Below are 19368 nucleotides of genomic sequence, written 5' to 3' on the forward strand. Positions count from 1 at the left end.
CGCCACCCCGAAGCGTGGATTGTGACTACGGACGGCAACACCGCGTCAAGGCGGGAAAGATGCCTTGACCCGGTGCTGCCGTCCGTGTTCTGGCTTCGGATCGGGGTTGCGGGGAGGTCTGGGTGGCGGTCCCTCAGCTCTCGTCGAGCCGGCCCCCTTCGCGTGGTGCGGTGGGCGAGCATGTGAAGGCCGCCTTGCAGGCGTCCGGGGCTTGCCGGGGCGGCACCGCGCCGTGCGCGAGCCGGCACAGTAGGGTTCCGCCATGGCCAGCAAGCCCAAGCAGCTGCTCGCGGAGTTGACGCACCCCGGTCCGCACGAGGTCCTGCGGGGCAACCTCGCCCTGGTCGGGCTGCCCGGTGTCGTCTTCACCCCCCGGGCCGGTCTCGGTCTTCCCGCCGTTGCCTTCGGGCACGGGTGGCTGCAGCCGCCTGAGCGGTACCGGGAGTTGCTGCGGCACCTCGCCAGCTGGGGCATCGTCGCCGCCGCGCCGGCTACCCAGCGCGGTCCGCTGCCGTCGCATCGGTTGCTGGCCGCCGATCTGCTGACCGCCCTCGACGTCGTCACCACCGTGCGGCTCGGGCCGGACGGCATCAGCGTGGATCCCGGCAAGCTCGGGCTCGCCGGGCACTCGACCGGGGGTGGCTCCGCCGTGCTCGCCGCCGCGCAGGACGCCGTGGCCGAGAAGCCGCGGATCCGGGCCGTCGCCACCATCACCGCCGCGCAGACGCTGCCGCCGGCGCACGAGGCCGCCAAGGCCATCACCGTGCCCGGGATGCACCTCGCCGCGGACGGGGACCTCGTCGCGCCCGCGGTCGGGCACGCCGAAGCCATCGCCACCAGCTGGGGCGGGGACGACGTCCAGCTGCGGCTGCTCGGCAAGGCGTCGCACCTGGGAGTCACCGAGGGCAAGCACTGGTCGCAGCTGATCATGCACGGCAAGCCGCACCGCGGGACGCAGCAGCTGACCCGGGCGCTGTTCACCGCCTTCTTCCTGACGCACCTGACCGGCACCGACAAGTACCGGCCCTTGCTCGAAGCGGACGTCAAGCGCGCCCCCATCGAGCGCGAGGAAGAACCCGCCGCGCAGTGACGAAACAGGGCCCGGCCGAAGCCGGGCCCTGCTCAGACCAGCCAGCTGGTGCTGGAGAAGTCGTCGTCGTCATCCGGTTGCCGGGCGTGCCTGCCACGCCGCGGCGGCTCCGGGGCCGGGGGCTCCGGAACCGGCTCGGGACGCGGTGCGACCGCGGCCGGCGCCGGTGACGGCGTCCCGTAGCTCGGCGTCGGGTACGCCGTGTAGCCGGTGTCCGCCTCTTCGTCGTGGACGCCGAACTCCATCAGCGACTCGCGGGACTTGTCGGCCAGCGTCTTCTCCGTCGCCCAGCCGCCCGCGCTCTGCTTGCGCTTGTTGAGCTCGTCCATGTGCTCGGCGTACTTCTGCGCGGCACCCATCTCGCGCTTCAGCCCCTCGCGCGCCTCCGCGGTGGCCTCCGCGACGCGGCGTTCGCGCAGCCCCCGCTGCTCGTCCTGCTCCCGCGCCGCGGCGTCCATCGTCGAGATCGCCGCGCGGTACCGGTCTTCGGCGCTGGTCATCGCCCCTCCTCAGCCCTCGTCACCGGTCGTACCGGATCGAACGGTCACCCTCGTCGTCGAGCGAGCCGCTGATCCGGCCCTTCGCGCCGCTCGTTTCGAACACGCTGCCCTCGATGCGGTACTGGCTGGGCCCGCGCTGCTGGTCGCCGCCGCCACCGCCGCCCGGGGCACCGCCCATGCCGCCCATCATCCCGCCCATGCCGCTCATCCCGCTCATGCCGGACGAGCCGCTCGCCGCCGCGGCCTGGTGCGCGCCGGCGTCGACCGGGGTCGCGCCCAGCCCGCCGCCGTCGGACATCGGCATCGACGCGTCGCTGCCCGTCTGGGCGCTCGGGTCGAGCGACACCGCGCCGGCGAAGTCCGCCGTCCCGCCGCCGGTGACGGCGGAGCCGAAGTCGCTCGCGCCGGCCGTCGTCGTCGAGTCGCCGCCGGCTCCGGCACCCGCGTCGGCCGTCGCCACCGCGGGCTCCGCGCCGACGCTGCCGCCGCCACCGAGGTCGCCACCGACGTCGACGCCGCCCGGCGCGCTGAACCCGCTCGCCCCGCCACCGGCCGCTTCGCTGCGCGTGAAGCCCGGGTCCGGGTTGGCCGGTGCCGGGTCCTTCGTCAGCGGGGACTCGGCCTTCGCGTCGTGCTTGACGTCGGAGGCCGCCGGGTCGGTCTTGCCGTCCGCCTTGAGGTCGTCCGCCTTGGGATCGTCCTTCTCGTCCAGCGTGTAGGTGGTCGGCTCGCCCTTGCCGTCGTCGACGGTCACGATCGTCGGGCCGCCGGGGCCCTCCGGCCGCTCGGCCGTGATCTTGAGGTTGCCGTCCTGGATGTGGATCTTGCCGTCCGGACCGGGCTTGTAGCTGCCGTCGGCCGAGGGCTGCCCCTCCTTGACCGCCTTCTCGCTGCCCTGCGGGCCGAAGCTGCCGTCGGCCTTCGCGCCGTCCTTGCCGTCCTTGCCCGCTTCGGCCTTGTCGTCGTCACCCCAGTCGAGGTGGTAGTCCTTCTTGTTGCCGTGGCCGTCGTCCACGGAGATGTCCTGCTTGCCCTCCTTGTCGGGCTCGGACATCTCGATCGTGTTGTCGCCCTTCTTGACCGACACCGTGTCGGTGTCGTCCATGTCCTTGATGGCTTCGCCGGTCTTCGGGTCGATCGGGTACGGCTCGCCGGTCGCCGGGTCGACTTCGAGGGGCTTGCCGGTGATGGGGTTCTTGCCGTCCTCCGGCTTCGCGGCGTCGTCGGTCTTCGGCGGCTCGGTCGCCGACGGCGTCGTGCCGCCACCGCCGGTGCCGCCCCCGGTCCCGCTGCCCGTGCCGCCGCCGGTGTTGCCGCCCTTGTCGCCGCCACCGGTGTTGCCGGTCTTGTCGCCGCCGCCGGTGTCGGGCTTGCCCTCGCTCTTCGCCTCGGTCAGCTGGTTGCGGTAGCCGTCCATGAACCGCGCGAGCGCGCCGAACTGCTGGTCGATGGTGTCCTTGGCGGTCTTGCAAGAGCCTTCGAAGGCGCTGATCAGGCCCTTGTACTCCTTCGAGAACGCACCGTCGCGCCAGTAGCGGGTGACCTGGCGGCCGTAGGTGATGTTCTCGTCGTTGAAGCAGCCGTCGTCGTTCTGCAGGCGCTCGGCGAGGTTCGACGGGTTGTTGTTCTTCGCGTTGACCGAGTCGATCCAGCCGGCGACCTTCATGAAGTCGTCGAACTCTTCGGTCTCCTCGTTGGCGATCTTGAGGACGTCCTTCGCCATCGGGATGTCGGCTTCGGCGATCACCGGGCGGTGCAGCTGCAGGACCTCGTCGACCTTCTTCTTGACGGCGTCGTAAACGTGCGTCACGGTCTCCGGGATCAGCTTCGCCGCCCCTTCGATCTGCTGCGAAAGCTCTTTGGCGTGCGGCTTGATCGTCTCGTCGTACTTGATCTCCGCCGCGTTGGCGCCCTTGCCCTTCCACTCCCCGAAGAGGGTCTGGAGCTCGGTGTCGCTCTTGCCGAGCGCCTCTTCGACGACCTTGTGCGCCTTGCCGAGGTCGTCGGCGTCGGAAAGGAACTTCTGGTACTGGATCCCGCGGTTCTCGTGGAACTTGTCCTTGAGTTCCGTCTGGGAATTCTTCTTCTCGCCGTCCTTGATGTGGTTCCAGACCTCGTCGGTCCACTTCGCGAGCAGGTCCACCGCGACGTTGCCCTGGTCGAGCTGCTCGTCGGAGCTCTTCGCGCCGGCCCCGAGCGTCGGCGTGGTGATCCCGTCCAGGTTCTTCTTCGCCTGGTCGCGAGCGTCGGTCTGGCGCTGGTGTTCCTGGTTCTTGGACGCGGCTTCCTGCTGGGCCTCTTTCAGCGCTTCGTCGACGTCGTCGGACGAACCCGGAAGCCAGTCGTCGTTGAAGGCCCAGGTGTCCGAGTAGTTTTCGATGTACTTCTTCGCGTACTCTTCTTCTTCGTCGTTGAAGTTGAAGGTGTCCTCGCCGTATTCCTCCATCAGCTTGGACTTGGCTTCCATCGACACGTTCGGGTCGTCGAGGACCTTCTTGATTTCGGCCCATTCAGCCATCAGCGGTTACCCCCGGCCTGGTTCGCCTGCGCGCCGGCGTTCGCTTCCTGAGCGGTGTACTTGGAGCCGGCCGACCCGATCCCGCTGCCCAGGTTCATGAGGGCGTTCGACAGCCCCGTCATGCCCGCGCCGATCTCGTCGATCCCGGCCTTGTACTTGCCGAAACCCTCCTGGTGCACCCGGCCGAAGTCACCGGCGGCGATCTCGGTCGGCGCGACCTTCTTCGCTTCCGTCCCCGGGTCGTCAGCGGCGTCCGCGAGGCGGATCTGCGCCCGCGTCATCGCCTCCGAACTCGCCGCATAGCCGTCTGGCATGGTCGCTGCCCCCTTCGATCCCACAGTCCCTGGCTCGGGTTTCAGGACTGTGACGCGCCCGGCCGCCGTTCGGTGCCGTCGCAGATGCACACAGAGTCTAGCGGTCGGTCCCGCGGTCTACCTGGGCTTCAGCCGAACTGCCCTCACCCGGTCGGGCGTTGCGCGGCGACCGCCTCGGAGATCACCTCGGCGACGCCGCGGATGTCCACGAGCCGGTCGAGCTCGTCGAGGTCGACCGAGACGCCGTAGGTCACCTCGACGCGTGAGAGCAGCTGGATCCGCTGCCGGGAGGTCATGCCGAGCTCGTCGAACGGCGTCGACTCCGTCAGCCGCTCCGGCGGGATCTCCAGCGCGAAGCAGATGGTCCGCCTGATCTCGTCGACGTAGGTGCCCGGGTCAGCCATGCCGCCCATTCTCGCCCCACCAGCGGTCGCGGGCCGCGGCGCGGGCCACCTTGCCGCTGGAGGTCCGCGGCACCGCGCCCGGCGGGACCAGCCACAGGGCGCGCAGCGGCAGGTCGTGCCCCGCCGAAACGGCCCGGCGCACGGCCTGCGCCACGGACTCGTCCGCCGAGGTGCTGCCGGCGACGACCGCGACCCCTTCGCCGTCCGCCTCCTCGACCGCGAACGCGGCGACCCGGCCCGCCCGGACCGCCGGGTGCGCGGCCTCGACGGTGGCCTCGATGTCCTGCGGGTAGTGGTTGCGGCCGTCGACGATGATCAGGTCCTTGAGCCGGCCGGTGACGTACAGCAGTCCATCGTGGACGAAGCCGAGGTCGCCGGTGGCCAGCCAGCCGCCGTCCGCCAAGGGCGTCTCCTGACCCCAGTAGCGGTCGGCGACGTTCGGCCCGGACACCTGGATCTCGCCGGTCTCGCCGTCCGGCCGGAGTTCGCCGGTCTCCGCGTCGACGATGCGGATCCGCTGCCCGTACGGCCGCCCCGCGGACACGAGGCCGGACGTCGTCACGGTCGGGCCCTCGTCGCCGGTGCTCGTGACGAAGACCGTCGCCTCGGCCAGCCCGTAGCACGGCTTGTGCGCCGCGCGCGGCAGCCCGAACGGCGCGAAAGCGCGCTCGAACGCTTCGACGGTCGCGGCGCGGACGGGCTCGCTGCCGTTGAGCACCGAATTGACGAGCGAGAGGTCGACGGGCTCCAGCTCCCCCGCCGCCTCGGCGGCCAGGTCGAAGGCGAAGTTCGGCGCGGCCGTGACCGCGCCGGGGTGGGCGGCCAGCAGGCGGATCCAGCGCAGCGGGTCGCGGACGAACTCCATCGGCGTGAAGAACACCGACCGGGAGCCGAGGAAGACCGGCGTGGCGATGAGCAGGACCAGACCCATGTCGTGGAAGAACGGGACCCAGCCGGCCAGCGGCGTCGACGCGTCGGCGCGGTAGCAGCGGGTGGTCTGCCAGCAGCTGGCCACCAGCGCGCGGTGGGAGATCACCGCGGCGGCCGGGCGGCGCGTCGAGCCCGACGTGTACTGCAGGTAGGCCGGGTCGGCCATCGCCACGCCCGTGGGCGGCTCGGCGTCGTCGGGCCCGATGTCCTCGATCGCGAGCACGACGTCGGGCCGTCCGGCCAGCGACGCGGTCTTCTCCAGCAGCTTCTTCGAGGTCAGGCACACCGCAGGCCGGGCGTCGGCGAAGGCCGACTCGATCCGGGCGGCGTGGGTGCGGCCGGTCGGGACCGACAACGGCACCGCGACGAGACCGGCGTAGAGCGTGCCGAGGAAGGCGACGACGTACTGGAGGTCCTGGCGGGCGACGATCGCCACGCGGTCACCCGGCCGGGTGTGCCGCTTGAGCTCGCGGGCGACACCGCGGACGCGGCCGAGCACCTGCGGCCAGGTGAGCGTGTGCTCGACCGGGCCGGGGAAGGTCAGGCAGGTGAAGGCCGGGCGGTCCTCGGCGGCGTTGCGGAGCAGGTGGTCCGTGAACGGCGTGGCCAGGACCTCGTCCGGGACGGCTGCGGGCGGCACGGCCCTATCCTGCCCTACCGTTGGCGGGCGATGGACCAGTTCGAAGAGCACGGGATCCGCGTCGTCACCGGACGCGACGCGAGCGCGCGGGCCCTGCGCGCGCCGGACCTGACGTCGGATCCCGGTGGCGGCTCGCCCAGCGTGCTGCTGCGCGACGGTGAGGGCCACACGCGGCTGCGCGGGGTGCTGCGGGAGATCATCGCTCGCCTGGAGCCGCTGCCGGCGCCGGTGCTCGCCGGGATCGAGGCCGTGGTGGCGGGGCTGGGACCGGCGTTCGACCTGGTGCGCGACTTCGCGCGGCCGATCGCGGCCTCGGTGACGTCGGCGGTGCTGGGCCTTCCCCTCGACGACGCCTTCCTGGACCGCCTGGAGGCCACGACGGCGAACCTCGACGTCTTCGGCGGCACGGACCGGGCCGGGCAGGCGGCCGCGTTCCGGCTCGCGGTGCAGCTCAGCCGCACTCCGGCCGGGCCGGGTGGCCTGACGGCGCTGCGGGACGCGCACGCGGCCGGGCGGCTCGACGAAGACGAGCTGATGTTCAACCCGGTCGTGCTCGCGCACGCCGCGTACGAGAACTCGCTGAACTTCCTGGCGTGCGCCGGGCTGGCGCTGGCCACTTCGGGGCCGCGGACCGTGCGCGAGCTGGTGGCGGAGATCTGCCCGGCCCGGTACGTCCTGCGCTTCGGGCCGGACGGCCCGGTGGCCGTCTCCCTGGCCGACGGCCTGCCGTTCGGCCTGGGCCGCCACGCGTGCCCGGGTTCCGGAGTGGCGCTGGCCGAAGGCGAGGTCGCGCTGGGAGCGCTGGCCAGGCACCTCACGCCCGGCTGCCACGTCACCGACGTCCGCTGGAAGACCCACCCGGTGTTCCACGGCCTGGCCTCGGCGCAAGTGGTCGTGAGTGTTTAGTCGGGTTAGAACCCGACTAAACACTCACGAGCGGTTACGAGACGGCGGAGACCACGCCGGCCAGGCGGTCGGCCGCCGCCTGGGCGGTGGCCTGGGCCGGGGCCTCGACCATCACGCGGACCAGCTGCTCGGTGCCGGACGGGCGCAGCAGCACCCGGCCCTCCTCGCCCAGCTCGGCTTCGACCGCGCCGACGGCGTCGCGGACCTCGGACGAGCCGGCGACCGCGGCCTTGTCCGCGACGCGGACGTTCACCAGGACCTGCGGCAGCCGGTTCATCACGGCGGCGAGGTCGGCGAGGGACTTGCCCGTCTCGGCCATGCGGCTCATCAGGCGCAACGCCGTCAGCAGGCCGTCGCCGGTGGTGGCGTGGGCCGGGAGCACGACGTGGCCGGACTGCTCGCCGCCGAGGGCGAAGCCGCTGGCGCGGAGCTCTTCGAGGACGTACCGGTCACCGACCGCCGTCGTCACGACGTTGACGCCGTTGGCCTTCATCGCCAGGTGCAGGCCGAGGTTGCTCATCACGGTCGCGACCAGCGTGTCCTTGGTCAGCTCGCCGGACTCGGCCAGCGCGAGCGCCAGCACCGCCATGATCTGGTCACCGTCGATCAGCTCGCCGGCGGAGTCGACGGCCACGCAGCGGTCGGCGTCGCCGTCGTGCGCGATGCCGAGGTCGGCGCCGTGCTTGACGACCGCCTCGCGCAGCTTCTCGGGGTGGTTGGAGCCGCAGTGCTCGTTGATGTTGACGCCGTCCGGGTCGGCGTGCAGCGCGACCACTTCGGCGCCGGCGCGGCGGTAGACCTCGGGCGCCGCGGCGGACGAAGCGCCGTTCGCGCAGTCGACGACGACCTTCAGCCCGGTGAGCGAGTGCGGGGTCGCGCCGAGCAGGTGGGCGGCGTAGCGGTCGAGCGCGTCGTCGATGGTCGTGACGCGCCCGACGCCGGTACCGGTCGGGCGGACCTTGCCGTCGGCAAGGCCGGCCTCGATCTCGTCCTCGATGCCGTCGGGGAGCTTGTGCCCGCCCGCGGCGAAGAGCTTGATGCCGTTGTCCGGCATCGGGTTGTGCGACGCGGAGATCATCACGCCGAGGTCGGCCTCGAGCGCGCCGACCAGGTACGCGACCGCGGGCGTGGGCAGGACGCCGACCAGGCGGACATCGGCCCCGGCGGACGTGAGGCCCGCCACCACCGCGGCTTCGAGCATCTCGCCGCTGGCGCGCGGGTCACGGCCGACGACCGCGACCGGCCGGTGCGAGCGGTCGTGCGCGGCGAGCACCCGGGCGGCGCTGGCCGCCACCGCGAGCGCCAGCTCCGGCGTCAGCTCGGCGTTGGCCAGGCCACGAACCCCGTCGGTACCGAACAGGCGTGCCATCGATCGACCTCCTTGTGGAACCACCACGACAACCTAGCGATCCTGACGGACCGCGTTCCCCCACCCCCGAGTGTCGCTCCCAGCTCGGGAAACGACACAACGACGAGCATAAAAACACCGGAGCGCCCATCCGATGGACGGATGGGCGCTCCGGTGGGTTGCGCCTGAGGGCGCGATCAGCGCTTGCTGTACTGCGGGGCCTTGCGGGCCTTCTTGAGGCCGTACTTCTTCCGCTCCGTGGCGCGCGCGTCACGGGTCAGAAAGCCGGCCTTCTTGAGGGCCGGGCGGTCGTCGGCGTCGACCTCGATGAGCGCACGGGCGATCGCCAGGCGCAGCGCGCCGGCCTGACCCGAGACGCCGCCACCGTGGAGGTTGGCGAAGATGTCGAACGAGTCCGGCTTCTCGACCAGGACCAGCGGGTCCTTGATGAGCTGCTGGTGCACCTTGTTCGGGAAGTACTCCTCGAGGGTGCGGCCGTTGAGCTTGAACTCGCCGGTGCCCGGGACGACCCGGACGCGGACGACGGCTTCCTTGCGGCGGCCGACGGTCTGCGCGTTGCCGCCGGCGGCACGCGACGGGCGCGGCGCGGCTTCCGACTCGCTGGTCGCGACCGGGGTCTCGCTCGTGGCGACCGGGGTCTCGCTGGTGGCCACGGCGCCGGTCTCGGTCGCCTCGGTGGCCTCGACGACCTCGGGGGTCTCGTTCTCGGTGCTGGTCACAGTCTGTTCCTCACTCACTGCGCGACCTGCGCGATCTTGGTGATCTCGCGCACCTGCGGCTGCTGCGCGGTGTGCGGGTGCTGCGGGCCGGCGTACACCTTGAGCTTCTTCGCCTGGGCGCGGCCGAGCTTGTTCTTCGGCAGCATGCCCTTGACGACCTTTTCGACAAGGTGTTCGGGCTTGGTGTCCAGCAGCTCGCCGAACGAGCGCTTCCGCAGACCGCCCGGGTAACCGCTGTGCCGGTACGCGAACTTCTGCTCGCGCTTGTTTCCGGTGAGCGCGACCTTCTCGGCGTTGACGATGATGACGAAGTCACCGGTGTCCACGTGCGGGGCGTAGGTCGGCTTGTGCTTGCCGCGCAGCAGCGTGGCGACCTCGGTCGCGAGCCGGCCGAGCACGACATCCTCGGCGTCGATCACGTGCCAGGCACGAGTGACGTCGCCGGGCTTGGGGCTGTACGTGGGCAAGGGTCTACCTCGTCGTCAACATTGCGTGTGGGTTCTGTGCGGGCCTAGCGCTGTCGCGCCGCAACGCACAACGACATATGAAGATACCCCCACGTCCACCGCACCCGTGCATCGGGGGTGGGTGGCCGCGCCCATACTAGGCTTCCACCGGCCCGGGCGCAGCCGGACTCTACCCGGTTTTCCGGTCGAACCGCCTGCACGCGCAGCCACGACACGCGAGGATGGGACCATCCGGGCGGCACACGCGAGCAGGGGACGGCATGAGGAAACGACCGACGGCGATCTTCGTCCTGGGTGCCCTCCTGGCCCTGGTGAGCGCCTGCGGCCAGGCGAAGGCGGGCACCGCGCTGGCGAAGGGCGACGACGCGGCGGACTACGTCGGCGGCAAGTTCGAGCAGGTGATCGGCAAGCTGAGCGACGCGATCACCGACACGCGCGACGTCACCAACTCGCTGGACGCCTACTTCAAGTTCGACGAGAAGTGGATCCACAGCACGGTGACCTCGGCCCGGACCGGCAGTCCGGAGAACCGCGTCGTGCGGCACCGCTCGCAGAAGAACCCCGACGAGATCATCGACACCTACACGCCCGCCGACGGCACGGTCGAGTACACCTACCTCGGCCCGATGTACGTCCAGAAGGGCGTCTCGCCGACGGCGTGGGTGTCGATGCCGAAGCCGGAGGCCGGGCTCGTCCAGCCGTGCGTCTGGGGCGGCGTGCTGACGCCGTGCCGGATGGCCGACTCGACCGTCGACGCCTACAAGGCCGACAAGCGGGCCGTGCGCGGCGCGAAGAGCCTCGGTGACGGCAAGACCGCGCTGACCGTCACCGTGCCGTTCGAGGTCTTCGTCAAGAACCGGGTCGAGATCCTGCCGAAGAGCATCACCGACCAGATCGGGCCGGAGCTGAAGAAGGCGCCGGTCCCGGCGACGATCACGCTGAACCCGGACGGCAGCCTGGCCTCGTTCGGGATGGAGGCCAAGTTCTCCGGCGACGGGCACAGCATCGAGCTCAAGTACGACTTCCGGTTCACCGGCAAGGCGAGCCTGCAGGACATGCCGAAGCTGCCGGACGCGGCCCAGATCACCGTGCTGCCGGACCGCGCCGCCATGAACGACTTCTACCGCCGGCTCGGCGAAGCGCAGGGCAACTGAGGCGTGACCACGACCCGAGGTGATCTCCGATGACCCAGCCGCCGGACCAGCAGCAGCCGCAGTGGTGGCAGCCGCCGCAGAACCAGCAGCCGAACCAGCCCGCGTGGCAGCCGGAGCAGCAGGCGACCGGCCCGCACGCCGGGCAGTGGCAGCAGCAGGGCGACCCGGGCACGGGTTCCTACACCGGCCAGTGGAACCAGGGGCAGCAGCCCGGCACCACCGGGTCGTTCTCGGGACCGTGGCAGCCGGGCGCGCCCGCGCCGTGGCAGCCGCCGTCCCAGCCGACGCCGCAGCAGCCGGGTACGCCCGGCGGTGGCTGGCCGGCCCAACCCGCGCCGGGCCCGGGCCAGCCCGGTCAGCAGTACGGCGGTGGGTTCCAGCCGACGCAGTACGGCGGGCTCGGCGCGTTCGCGGCGGAACCGGGGAAGAAACCGAAGTCCAAGAAGCCGGTGCTGATCGCGGGCGCGGCCGTCCTGGTGCTCGTGCTCGGTGGCGGCGCGGCGTGGCTGCTGGGCGCGTTCCGCGGCGACGTCCTCGAGCAACAGTCCCTTCAGGACGGTGTGGTCAAGGTCCTCAACGAGAACTACGGCGAGCCGGACGTGAAGAACGCGCAGTGCCCGGCGAACGAAGCCGCCGAGAACGGCACGACTTTCGACTGCACCGTCACGATCGGCGGGCAGGCCAAGAAGGTGACCGTGCGGGTGCTCAACGACCGGCCGGAGTACGAAGTCGGCGCCCCGCACTGAGTTTTCCCCGCCACACTGAATTTTCCTTGCTGTAAAACGGAAAACGGCGGGCCCCGCACCGGAGTGCGGGCCCGCCGTGGTTTCCGGGGCTAGCGGCTCAGAACAGGCCCTCGACGGCCTTGTCCGTGCTCTGGTAGCCGTCGGCGATCTGCGGCAGGGCGGCGGCGATCTGCGCCAGAACCTGCTTCAGGTCCTCGAACTTCTGGTCCCAGTTGCGCTGGGCCTGGTCGTACTGGTCCTTCGCGGCACCGGTCCAGGTGGTGACCAGCGGCTTGAGGTCGTCCTTCAGGCGGTCGAACGCCTGCTGCAGCTCGTTGCCGGTGGTGCTGCAGTCTTCGGCGGCCGCGTGGATGGTGGCGTAATTGACGACAATGCCGGCGCCATCAGGCATGATGTGCTCCTTCTGAGAATGCGGAAGTCAGGTGGTCTGGGGTGGAGGGGTGGGTCAGCCGAGCCGGTCGAAGCCGCGGTTGACGGCCTGCATGATCTCCTGCTGCTGCTGCTCGGAGCGCTCGTACTTCGAGCCGGCTTCCTTGAGCAGCTCCGCGATCTTCTGCAGGGCCTGGTTCATGCCGCGGGCGTCCTCGTCGAAGCGCTGCATGACGTGGTCGAACGCCTTCTGCGCCTCGCCCTGCCAGCCGGCGCGGGTGGCCTCGATGCGGTCGCGCAGCGTCGAGAGGTTGGCGTCCATCGAGGCGCGAACCTCGGTGACGCGGCCTTCGGCCTCGGTGAACTGAGCCGGTGTTCCCTGGAATCCGACAGTCATGCCGGAACCCCCTTCGCAAGATTGATGGTCGTCCGTACCAGGCTTGTTCGTTTGTACGGCCCTACGACGCAGACATTGCCATGCCCGGTTCCCCCTTGTCGTGCTTTGCCCGCAAGTAGTTGCTTGCGTTAACGCTCCCCGCGGGAACCGATCGCCGCGGGTATTCGGCAAGCGACACGGCTCGGCGATGCGTCACCCGAAAATGTGTTCTCTACCAGCGGGGTTAGCACACGCACAGCGACCGTCGGACCGCTCTCACCGATCACGATTCATGATTCGCATCTGGGAAAAGTCTTCGTCTTCCTCACCCGATCGAGGGGGCCGGGCGGCAGGTTGCGAAAGCGAAGGAACCGGATCGGGAACCGCCGGGACGGCCAGTCCGCGGGCGCGGCGGAACCGTTCGGCGGCCGCGCGCAGCGCACCGGGCGTCGGGTCGCCGGACTTCGTGCCGCGGCCGCTGCGCTTCAGCAGCTCGGCGTTTTCGCTCCGGCGCCGCTGGTTGCGCGCCTTCGCGGTCCCGGCGACGCGGCGGGCGTGCGTCACCGCGTCCTGCCCGGCCCGCTTGAAGGAAGCCGCAGCGCTTTCGAACTCTTCGGACGGCACCGCGTGCCCTCTCAGTTGAGGATTTCGACCGTGGACACGGCTTGCGTGCACGCGACGGCGACCCGGTCCCGCAGCTGGGCGGTGGCGTACTGGCAGCCGATGTGCACGCGCACCTTGCCCTTCGCCACGACGTACCAGTCGACCTGGAGATCCGATCGGCCCGGTTTGCTTTCGTGGTAACCGATCACGGTCCGGCCGGCGTAGGACAGGCTCGGGGTGAACCCGCTCCAGCGCTCGGTGTCGGCGTCCGCGCCGCGCTTGAGCTCGTCGACCAGCTTCTGCGGATCGGCGGTCGCGTCGTAGTCCATCACGTATTCCTGCGCGACCAGCAAGTCGTTGCCGTCGCGGGATTCCTGCGGGTGGATCACGACCTGCCGGTCGGCGACCCGGTCGTCGGTCTGGACCCAGTCCGGCGGCGAGACGAACTTGAAGTCGTACTGCGAGAGCGTGCGGCCGCTCGCGGCGTCGTCCCCGGAGCCCTTGAAGAGGAAGAAGCCGGCGACGACGAGCGCGGCCACCACGACCACCGCGATCCCGGCGACCCCCCACAGCTTCCGCTTGTTCTTCGCGGGTGGTTCGGGCGCGGGACGGCCGGGGCCGGACGACGGGCCCGGCTGCCCGGCGGGCGGGGTCCACGGCCGGGCCGCCGGCTGGCCGCGGGGCGGCGACGGCGGGGGCACCGGACGGTTCGGGAACCCGCCCGGGGCGGGCGGGGTGCGCGGCGGGGCGGGGCGCGGGGCGACGTCGCCGGGCCGGACGACCTCCGTGCGCTGCGCGGCGGGGCTGTGCGCGCCGCCCGGTACCGCGCCGAGCCGCGCCATCGTTTCGCCGGGGAGGGCGCCGGTGCGGTCCGGGTCCACCAGCACCGCCCGCAGCGCGCCGCGCGCCACGACCGTCTCGGGCTGGTCGAGGCTCGTCGGCACGACGCCGGTGCGCTCGTGCACCAGCCGCGAGATCATCGGGATCCGGCTCGACCCGCCGACCAGGAAGATCGCCGTGAGCTGCTTCGGCCGCAGCCCCGCGTCGCCGATGGCCGCGACGGTCAGTTCCACCGCGCGGCCCAGCGGCGCGCCGATCAGCCGCTCCAGGTCCTCGCGGGTGACGTGCGCGTCGGCGAACGGCGGCGGCATCGGCACGTCCGTGTAGGCGTGCCGCGAGAGTGTTTCCTTGGCGCCCCGGACGTCTTGGCGCAGCACACGGCGGCGGCGCCGGTCGACCAGCTCGCGCCCTTCGACGAGCTGGCGCCACGCGTCCGGGTCCGCCGCGCCGACCAGCGAGCCGACGTGCTCCAGCAGCGCCTGGTCGATGTCCGCGCCGCCGAAGGCCGGGTCGCCCCGGGTGGCGAGCACCTGGAAGCCGCCGCGCTGCGGACGGCCGGCGCGGTCCCGCGCGGTGTCCGGCGGCAGCCGCCGGACCACGCTGACGTCGACCGTGCCGCCGCCGAGGTCCAGCACCGCGAGCGCGTCGCCGGGGCGGCCGCTGAACTCGACGGTGCGGTCGTTCGTCACGTCCTGCGGCGCGAACGTCGCCGCGTGGTAGACCGCTGCCGCGACCGGCTCGGGCACCAGCGCGACCTCGCGCGCCAGCCCGCCCGCCGCCTGCCGCAGCAGCCGGGTGCGGATCGCGCCCCAGTCCGCGGGGTGGGTGAGCACCAGCAGGTCGACCTCGGCGTCCCCGGCGAGGCGGCGTGCCTCGGCCACCGCGCGCCCCAGGACAGCGTGCACGACGTCGGTCACCCGCAGGACGCTGTCCCCGAGGAGCAGCTCGCCTTCGTCGATCCGGCGCTTCGGGTTCGGCTCGTACCGCGACGGGTCGACCGCCGCCTGCCGTTCGGCCTCCTGGCCGACGAACAGCGTGCCGTCCGCGGCCGCGAACACCGCCGAGGACATCAGCGGCTGGCCGTCGATGACCACGACCTGCGGCTCGCGCCCGTTCACCGAGGCGACGACGCAGGTGCTCGATGTCCCGAAGTCCACCGCAACCCGGACCGTCACCAGCAGCTCCCGCAGTTTTCGTCGCGATCCCCCGCGCCCGGCCGACGGGGCGCGCCCACGGGGACGAACCTACCGTCCGCCGTCGCGCGCCCCATCGCCGTGCCTAGTCGGGCTGGATCCACGACACCTGGATCAACTGCTTGCCGTTCTTCCGGGTCAGCAGATTCCCCCGCCCCGGCGGCATCGCCGACGGCTTGATGTTGCCGACCAGCGCACCCTCATCACGCGAACCGTTCATCACCATGCCCGGCGCCGCGATCTCCTTCAACTTCCCGATGATCGGGTCATACATCGCCTTGCTCGCACCACCCGTGCGGCGCACCACCACCAGGTGCAGACCCACATCCTTGGCCTGCGGGAGGAAGTCGGAGATCTTCCGCAGCGGGTTGGCCGTCGAGGTGGCGACCAGGTCGTAGTCATCGACCAGGATGAACAACTCCGGGCCCTTCCACCACGACCGCGTCTTCAACTGCTCCTGCGTCACATCCGGACCCGGCAACCGCCGCGTCATCGAATTGAAGACGTCCCCGACCATGCTCTCCAGCTGGTTCGCCGACACCGCATACCCCAACAGCGCGTCACCTTGGACGAAACCGAGCATCGTGCGCCGGTAGTCCACCAGCAGGATCAACGCCTCCGAGGAGGTGTAGCGCTCCGAAATACCGCGGGCGATCTGCCGCAGCAGGTTCGTCTTGCCGGATTCGCCGTCGGCGAAGGCGTAGAAGTGCGGCTCGGCGTTGAAGTCCAGGTAGATCGGCTGCAGGTCTTCCTCGTTGACTCCGATCGGGACCAGCTTCGACTCCCGCGCCGTGTCGAGCTTGAGGACCTCCTCGTAGGTGATCATCTCCGGCAGCAGCCGCACCTGCGGCGCCACCCGGCCCCGCCACGCACCCTTGATCTTGCCCACCGCGTCCGCCACGCCGGCGGCGATGGTTTCGGGGTCGCTGGAGCCGTCGATGCGCGGGAGACCGCCGAGCATGTGCAGCTTCTCCCGGGTCAGGCCGCGGCCTGGGCGTCCGGCCGGGATGTTCACCGCCACGCGGCGGTCGATGTCGGACTCGGTCGGGTCACCGAGGCGCAGTTCGAACCGGGTGCCGAGCATGTCCTTGATCGCCGGGCGGATGTCGGCCCACCGGTTCGCCGCCACGATCACGTGCACGCCGTAGGAGAGGCCCTGGGTGGCCAGGCGGGTGATCGTGGTTTCCAGCTCTTCGAAGTCATCGCGCAGGGCGCGCCAGTTGTCAACCACCAGGAACGCATCGCCGAACGGGTCCTGATCCGGGCGGATCTCCCCGCGGCGTTTGCGGTTGCGGAACTCGGTCATCGAGTCGATGCCCATCGCCCCGAACCGGCCCTCCCGCTCGGTCAACAGGGTGGTCAGCTCCGCCACGATGCGGCGGGCCTTGTCCGGCTCGCGGCGGGCGACGGCGACGCCACCGACGTGGGGCAGGTCGGCGAGGCCGGTCAGCGTGCCACCACCGAGGTCCAGGCAGTAGAACTGCGCCTCCTCCGGCGTGTGGGTCAGCGCCATCGACATGATCAGCGTCCGCAGCATCGTCGACTTCCCCGACTGCGGACCCCCCACGATCACCCCGTGCCCGGACGCCCCGGAGAAATCCGCCCAGAGCGGGTCACGGCGCTGCTCGTATGGCCGGTCGATGATGCCGAGCGGGACCTGCAGGCGGCCGTTGCCGAAAAACCCGACCGGGGACAGACCCCGGTCGTCGGTGGGGTTGAGGTTGGGCAGCAGCGTGTCGAGGGAGTTGGGGTCCTTCAACGGCGGCAACCACACCTCGTGCGCCGGCGGGCCTTGGCCCACCAGCCGCGACACGATCACATCCAGCTCCGAAGGCTCCACCGCCTCCTCGGACTGGCGCTGCTCCTCCTTGGGGGCTTCCTCGATGAACTGCGGCTCCGGTTCCTTCGGCAGCTCCACGAAGTCCGGCACGAACAGCTGCGGCCGCTTGTCGGCGCGCACCACGGTCGCTGCCGGCCCGGCCGCTTTCAGCCCGGCCGGGCGGTAGGGGCCGGAGACGTAGGAGGCTTTGAACCGCACCAGGGTGGAGGTGTCGTACTTGAGGTAGCCGCCACCGGGGACCGAGGGGAGTTCGAACGCGTCCGGGACCCCGATCGCGGCCCGGGACTCCGCGGCGGAGAAGGTTTTGAGGCCGATGCGGTAGGACAGGTGCGAGTCCAGGCCGCGCAGCTTGCCTTCCTCCAGCCGCTGGGAGGCCAGCAGCATGTGCATCTGCAGTGACCGGCCCAGCCGGCCGATCGCGACGAACAGGTCGATGAAGTCCGGTTTCGCCGAGAGCAGCTCGGAGAACTCGTCACACACGATGAACAGGGCGGGCAGCGGGTCGAGGTCGGCGCCGTTTTCGCGGGCTTTCTCGTATTCCCAGACGTTTTTGAAGTTGCCGCCGTTCTTCAGCGCTTCCTGCCGGCGGTTCATCTCCCCGGCCAGGGCGTCACGCATGCGGTCGACGAGGGTGACTTCGTCGGCGAGGTTGGTGATGACCGCGGAGACGTGAGGGGCCTTGTCCAGGCCCATGAACGTCGCGCCACCCTTGAAGTCGACCAGCACGAAATTCAACGTGCTGGACGAATGCGTGGCGAGCAGGCCCAGGACGAGGGTGCGGAGGAACTCCGACTTACCCGACCCGGTCGCGCCGATGCACAGCCCGTGCGGGCCCATGCCTTCGGCGGCGGCTTCCTTGATGTCGAGTTCGACCGGCTGGCCGTATTCGCCGACGCCGAAGGGGACGCGGTAGCGGTCACGGATCGGGCGGGGCCGCCACGCCTGCTGCACGTCGAAGGTCATCGGGTCGCCGGGGATGCCGAGCAGCTCCAGCAGCGACGGGTTGGACAGCAGCGGCTCTTCGTCGCCGACGTCCTGCCCGGCCGCGCCACCGACGCGGTAGGGCGAGATCAGGCGGGCCAGCGACTCGGTCTCGACCAGGCTCAGGGTGTCCGGGCGGCCGAACCACTCGACGCCGCCGGCGCTGCGGGCGCCGAGCCGGTCGGCTTCCACGACCAGCCGGAGGCCACGGCGGGCGGCGAGGTTGCCGAGGGAGTCGGACAGGTCGATCAGCGTGACGCCGACCAGTCCTTCTTCGAGGATGATCTGCTCTTCGCGGGTGACTTCGGCGTCGTCGATGATGATGACGACGTGCGGCTGGTCCGGCGCCGGGGTGGCGTTGCGGGAGAAGCGCTGGCGGTCACGCAGTTCTTCGTCGAGCCAGTTTTCGATCTGGGCCAGCGAACCGGCCATCATGCGCAGCTGGCCGATGCCGTCCGACAGCGTGGGGTGCTGGGCGTGCGGCAGCCACTTCGCCCACTCCCACTCCTCCTTCGCCCGGCCCGCGGTGGCGACCGCGACCAGGACGTCGTCGGGGCTGTGGAAGGTGACCATCTGCGCGAGCATCGCGCGGGTCAGGCCGCGGGTCAGCGCCCGGTCGCCCTGCATGCTGACCGCGGCGAACCCGCGCAGCGTGATCTGGGTGGGCAGGTCCGGCACGATCGAGTGCGCGCGCACGAACCGGCGCAGCGCGAGGGTGGCGATCGGCTCCAGCTCGTCGACCGGCCCGGTCTGCGGCGGGACCAGCCGCGTCGCGAGGCGGTGCGAGCTGCGCCCGACGCGCAGGTGCAGGAAGTCCTGGTCGTTCTGCCGCCGCTCCCACATCCGCCGGGACGCGGCCAGCGACCAGAGGGACTGCGGGTCGGGGTGCACCCACTCGAGCGCGGCCCGCTGGTCGACCATCGCCTCGCGGGCGCGGTCGCGCATCTGGCCCAGGTAGCGGAGGTAGTCCTTGCGGTCTTCGTCCATCTCGGCGCGCTTGGCACCGCCGCCCTTGCCACCGCCGCCGGCCATCATCCCGAGCGTCCCGACGACCATCATGCCGCCCATGGCCATCATCATCGGGTTCCGGTTGCTGGCCTGGAACATGAAGACCATCATCCCGAGCGACGCGACGATCATGACGACCGGAAGCGCCTTCATCACGATGTTCCCGGGAATGACCCGGGGCACCTCGGGCGGCGGCTCGAGGTGCACCTCACCGCCCGGCGGACGCGGTGCCGCCAGCCGCGGCGACTTCTTGAACTGCAGCGTGCTCATCGAAGGACCCCTCATTCAAACTCGACGATGGCGGCCACCGCTTTGGTGCGCAAGGTGCGCGGATCAACCTATCGAACGCCGCGCCGGAATTCCGGCGGATGCCGTAACGCCCTCGTGAACCCGGTCCTGAC

At 71.0% G+C, this 19368-nt stretch carries 17 protein-coding genes; 4 read left to right on the forward strand and 13 right to left on the reverse strand.

Features of this window, described 5'->3' with window-relative positions; genetic code table 11:
* The first annotated feature begins 262 nt into the window (after positions 1 to 262).
* Entirely contained in the window at positions 263 to 1090 is an 828-nt protein-coding gene (locus SD460_RS02450; protein ID WP_290058912.1) for a dienelactone hydrolase family protein, read from the forward strand.
* 32 nt (positions 1091 to 1122) lie between these two features.
* Here the strand turns inward: SD460_RS02450 and SD460_RS02455 are convergent, their stop codons facing one another.
* The 5 genes from SD460_RS02455 to SD460_RS02475 all read right to left on the reverse strand — a co-directional run bounded on the left by SD460_RS02455 (position 1123) and on the right by SD460_RS02475 (position 6396).
* Positions 1123 to 1590 (reverse strand): hypothetical protein, encoded by a 468-nt coding sequence (locus SD460_RS02455; RefSeq protein WP_290058913.1) that lies wholly within the window; start codon positions 1588 to 1590, stop codon positions 1123 to 1125.
* A 19-nt stretch (positions 1591 to 1609) separates the two neighbouring features.
* The gene (locus SD460_RS02460; protein WP_290058914.1) at positions 1610 to 4108 is read right to left on the reverse strand and encodes a WXG100 family type VII secretion target; all 2499 of its coding nucleotides are present in this window, start codon (positions 4106 to 4108) and stop codon (positions 1610 to 1612) included.
* Entirely contained in the window at positions 4108 to 4422 is a 315-nt protein-coding gene (locus SD460_RS02465; RefSeq protein WP_290058915.1) for a hypothetical protein, read from the reverse strand. The genes SD460_RS02460 and SD460_RS02465 overlap by 1 nt, the downstream gene beginning before the upstream one ends.
* 143 nt (positions 4423 to 4565) lie before the next feature.
* Positions 4566 to 4826 (reverse strand): acyl carrier protein, encoded by a 261-nt coding sequence (locus tag SD460_RS02470; RefSeq protein ID WP_290058916.1) that lies wholly within the window; start codon positions 4824 to 4826, stop codon positions 4566 to 4568.
* Complete coding sequence (locus SD460_RS02475; protein ID WP_290058917.1) at positions 4819 to 6396, reverse strand: fatty acyl-AMP ligase; 1578 nt, start codon at positions 6394 to 6396, stop codon at positions 4819 to 4821. Before SD460_RS02475 ends, SD460_RS02470 begins: the two co-directional genes overlap by 8 nt.
* A gap of 30 nt (positions 6397 to 6426) precedes the next feature.
* On the opposite strand from SD460_RS02475, the gene SD460_RS02480 reads away from it, so the two are divergent.
* A complete protein-coding gene (locus SD460_RS02480; RefSeq protein ID WP_318305881.1) occupies positions 6427 to 7302 on the forward strand; it encodes a cytochrome P450 family protein in 876 nt (291 codons plus the stop codon).
* Between the two features lie 34 nt (positions 7303 to 7336).
* Here SD460_RS02480 and glmM read toward each other — a convergent pair whose 3' ends face one another.
* The 3 genes from glmM to rplM all read right to left on the reverse strand — a co-directional run bounded on the left by glmM (position 7337) and on the right by rplM (position 9857).
* A complete protein-coding gene (glmM, locus tag SD460_RS02485) occupies positions 7337 to 8671 on the reverse strand; it encodes a phosphoglucosamine mutase (RefSeq protein ID WP_290058919.1) in 1335 nt (444 codons plus the stop codon).
* Positions 8672 to 8847: 176 nt separating this feature from the next.
* Positions 8848 to 9390, reverse strand: a complete 543-nt coding sequence (gene rpsI / locus SD460_RS02490) for a 30S ribosomal protein S9 (protein ID WP_318305882.1) — start codon at positions 9388 to 9390, stop codon at positions 8848 to 8850.
* Positions 9391 to 9404: 14 nt separating this feature from the next.
* Entirely contained in the window at positions 9405 to 9857 is a 453-nt protein-coding gene (gene rplM, locus SD460_RS02495; RefSeq protein WP_086857631.1) for a 50S ribosomal protein L13, read from the reverse strand.
* Positions 9858 to 10117: 260 nt separating this feature from the next.
* Here rplM and SD460_RS02500 point away from each other — a divergent pair, with 260 nt between their 5' ends.
* Together SD460_RS02500 and SD460_RS02505 are read left to right on the forward strand one after the other, a co-directional pair.
* Positions 10118 to 11011 carry a hypothetical protein gene (locus SD460_RS02500; protein WP_290058921.1) on the forward strand — a complete coding sequence of 298 codons (894 nt, stop codon included), beginning with the start codon at positions 10118 to 10120 and terminating at the stop codon, positions 11009 to 11011.
* 29 nt (positions 11012 to 11040) lie between these two features.
* Positions 11041 to 11757: a DUF4333 domain-containing protein gene (locus SD460_RS02505; RefSeq protein ID WP_290058922.1), complete on the forward strand. Its 717-nt coding sequence runs from the start codon at positions 11041 to 11043 to the stop codon at positions 11755 to 11757.
* A 97-nt stretch (positions 11758 to 11854) separates the two neighbouring features.
* Here the strand turns inward: SD460_RS02505 and SD460_RS02510 are convergent, their stop codons facing one another.
* The 5 genes from SD460_RS02510 to eccCa form a co-directional block, all read right to left on the reverse strand.
* On the reverse strand, positions 11855 to 12148 hold the full coding sequence (locus SD460_RS02510; protein WP_086857634.1) for a WXG100 family type VII secretion target: 294 nt from the start codon (positions 12146 to 12148) through the stop codon (positions 11855 to 11857).
* Positions 12149 to 12202: 54 nt separating this feature from the next.
* On the reverse strand, positions 12203 to 12523 hold the full coding sequence (locus SD460_RS02515) for a WXG100 family type VII secretion target (RefSeq protein ID WP_290058923.1): 321 nt from the start codon (positions 12521 to 12523) through the stop codon (positions 12203 to 12205).
* A gap of 255 nt (positions 12524 to 12778) precedes the next feature.
* The gene (locus SD460_RS02520) at positions 12779 to 13126 is read right to left on the reverse strand and encodes a hypothetical protein (protein ID WP_290058924.1); all 348 of its coding nucleotides are present in this window, start codon (positions 13124 to 13126) and stop codon (positions 12779 to 12781) included.
* Positions 13127 to 13137: 11 nt separating this feature from the next.
* The gene (locus SD460_RS02525; RefSeq protein ID WP_318305883.1) at positions 13138 to 15120 is read right to left on the reverse strand and encodes a type VII secretion-associated protein; all 1983 of its coding nucleotides are present in this window, start codon (positions 15118 to 15120) and stop codon (positions 13138 to 13140) included.
* A 103-nt stretch (positions 15121 to 15223) separates the two neighbouring features.
* On the reverse strand, positions 15224 to 19237 hold the full coding sequence (gene eccCa / locus SD460_RS02530) for a type VII secretion protein EccCa (protein ID WP_290054808.1): 4014 nt from the start codon (positions 19235 to 19237) through the stop codon (positions 15224 to 15226).
* Positions 19238 to 19368: the final 131 nt, after the last annotated feature.

Source organism: Amycolatopsis solani (genome assembly GCF_033441515.1).
In the GTDB taxonomy this organism is placed as follows: Bacteria; Actinomycetota; Actinomycetes; order Mycobacteriales; family Pseudonocardiaceae; genus Amycolatopsis; species Amycolatopsis solani.

Excerpts from the sequence above, each read along its gene's own strand:
- SD460_RS02450 (WP_290058912.1), top strand. The coding sequence starts at position 263 with ATGGCCAGCAAGCCCAAGCAGCTGCTCGCGGAGTTGACGCACCCCGGT.
- SD460_RS02455 (WP_290058913.1), bottom strand. The coding sequence starts at position 1,590 with ATGACCAGCGCCGAAGACCGGTACCGCGCGGCGATCTCGACGATGGAC.
- SD460_RS02460 (WP_290058914.1), bottom strand. The coding sequence starts at position 4,108 with ATGGCTGAATGGGCCGAAATCAAGAAGGTCCTCGACGACCCGAACGTG.
- SD460_RS02465 (WP_290058915.1), bottom strand. The coding sequence starts at position 4,422 with ATGCCAGACGGCTATGCGGCGAGTTCGGAGGCGATGACGCGGGCGCAG.
- SD460_RS02470 (WP_290058916.1), bottom strand. The coding sequence starts at position 4,826 with ATGGCTGACCCGGGCACCTACGTCGACGAGATCAGGCGGACCATCTGC.
- SD460_RS02480 (WP_318305881.1), top strand. The coding sequence starts at position 6,427 with ATGGACCAGTTCGAAGAGCACGGGATCCGCGTCGTCACCGGACGCGAC.
- glmM (WP_290058919.1), bottom strand. The coding sequence starts at position 8,671 with ATGGCACGCCTGTTCGGTACCGACGGGGTTCGTGGCCTGGCCAACGCC.
- SD460_RS02500 (WP_290058921.1), top strand. The coding sequence starts at position 10,118 with ATGAGGAAACGACCGACGGCGATCTTCGTCCTGGGTGCCCTCCTGGCC.
- SD460_RS02505 (WP_290058922.1), top strand. The coding sequence starts at position 11,041 with ATGACCCAGCCGCCGGACCAGCAGCAGCCGCAGTGGTGGCAGCCGCCG.
- SD460_RS02510 (WP_086857634.1), bottom strand. The coding sequence starts at position 12,148 with ATGCCTGATGGCGCCGGCATTGTCGTCAATTACGCCACCATCCACGCG.
- SD460_RS02515 (WP_290058923.1), bottom strand. The coding sequence starts at position 12,523 with ATGACTGTCGGATTCCAGGGAACACCGGCTCAGTTCACCGAGGCCGAA.
- eccCa (WP_290054808.1), bottom strand. The coding sequence starts at position 19,237 with ATGAGCACGCTGCAGTTCAAGAAGTCGCCGCGGCTGGCGGCACCGCGT.